Annotated in this window: 1 protein-coding gene; it reads right to left on the bottom strand. The window is 65.1% G+C overall.

The window, feature by feature from the left end:
* A partial coding sequence (gene hflX, locus EN906_RS34795) for a GTPase HflX (protein WP_127375805.1) occupies positions 1-1,157 on the bottom strand: 1,157 nt, incomplete at its 3' end.
* Position 1,158: the final 1 nt, after the last annotated feature.

Genomic DNA, 1,158 nt, shown 5'->3' on the forward strand with positions numbered 1-1,158 from the left:
CCGTCATCATTGTCGCTTCGCGAAACGACATCGCCATTGCGGTAAAGCCAGTCGACAAGGCCGAACTGGGCCGGCTCGATCGTCACGGTGAGGTCTTCGAGTTCGCCCGCCATCCGTGTTTCGATGATCGCCTTCAGCGCATCGATGCCCTCGCCGGTCACCGCCGACACCGCAATCGGCGGCGCCTTGTTGGCGTCGGCGCCGTCTGCAAGCAGCCGGGTCCGGTTGCCTTCGTCGAGCCGGTCGATCTTGTTCCACACTTCTATCACGCGCTTGGCGTCGCCGGCGTCGACACCGAGGTCGGCCAGGATGCGCTCGACATCTTCCGCTTGTGCAGCAGTGTCCGGATCGGAAATGTCGCGCAGATGAAGCACAAGATCGGCCTCGACCACCTCTTCCAGGGTGGCGCGGAAAGCCGCGATCAGATGCGTCGGCAGGTCCGAAATGAAGCCGACCGTATCGGAGAGGATGATCGGCGTGCCATGTGGGAGGCGCACGCGGCGCAGCGTCGGGTCGAGCGTGGCGAACAGCATGTCCTGCGCCAGCACATCCGCCCCGGTCAGCCGGTTGAACAGCGTCGACTTGCCGGCATTGGTGTAGCCGACGATCGCCACCACCGGGAACGGCACCTTCCTGCGCTTGGCGCGGTGCAGGTCGCGCGTGCGCCGCACCGTTTCCAGCTCCTGCTTCAGCTTGATGATCTTTTCCTGCAGCTGCCGCCGGTCGGATTCGATCTGCGTTTCGCCGGGGCCCCCGAGGAAGCCGGCGCCGCCGCGCTGGCGCTCCAGATGGGTCCAGCTGCGCACGAGGCGGCCCTTCTGGTAGTTGAGATGGGCGAGTTCGACCTGCAGCGTGCCTTCCTTGGTGCGTGCGCGCTCGCCGAAGATCTCAAGAATCAGCCCGGTGCGGTCCAGCACCTTGGCGTTCAGCTCTTTTTCGAGATTGCGCTGCTGCACCGGGGTCAGCGGATGGTCGACGACGACCACTTCCGCATGTCCCTCTTTGACGATTTCCGCGAACTCCGCAACCTTGCCGCTGCCGAGCAGCGTCGCCGGGCGCGGATCGTTGACGGTCACCACCGCAGTGTGGATCAGATCCAGGTTGATGGCGCGGGCAAGGCCGACGGCCTCGTCGTGGCGAGCATCAGCCGAACGCATC

Origin of the sequence: Mesorhizobium sp. M7A.F.Ca.CA.004.06.1.1, from assembly GCF_003999135.1 — a bacterium.
Taxonomy (GTDB): domain Bacteria; phylum Pseudomonadota; class Alphaproteobacteria; order Rhizobiales; family Rhizobiaceae; genus Mesorhizobium.